The 415-nt window shown below is 41.2% G+C and carries 1 protein-coding gene; it reads right to left on the bottom strand.

Annotation, left to right across the window (positions count from 1 at the left end; genetic code table 11):
* Positions 1-335, bottom strand: a 335-nt coding sequence (locus tag E5329_RS29440) for a DUF5688 family protein (RefSeq protein WP_275443910.1), incomplete at its 3' end; no start/stop codon positions are given.
* Between the last annotated feature and the right edge of the window lie 80 nt (positions 336-415).

Below are 415 nucleotides of genomic sequence, written 5' to 3'. Positions count from 1 at the left end.
TAAATGTCGGAAAAATAATTCGCTGTTTGCTTCTCCCTCAATTCGCCGTCCGACATTATAAGCTGGAATATGATATTGTCTTTTGCCTCCCCTAAGTCCAGCGACTGCAACTGCGATGTCTGCCCGAATGCTTCATCCACTTTTTTTGCTGCATTTTGCAGAACCACCTGCAGATCACCCGATTCCAAATAATTATCGTACATATCGTTGACATATATGGTAGGAGCAAGCGTTTGTCTTTCACCTTCCTTCAGCAAGCTCAATCCATCCAGTTTACAGTTAATCTTATCCACTGAAGTAACCTTTACCTCCATGCCCTTATAACTCTCCGGCATATAGGATAAAAAGCTCCCTTTTACTCAATGTCATTAACTTAAGGAAAAGAACAATACCGGATGTCTTTACACCCATTCAT

The sequence above is a fragment of the Petralouisia muris genome, assembly GCF_004793545.1.
Lineage (GTDB): Bacteria > Bacillota > Clostridia > Lachnospirales > Lachnospiraceae > Petralouisia > Petralouisia muris.
This window is presented reverse-complemented; position numbering and strand designations above follow the sequence as displayed.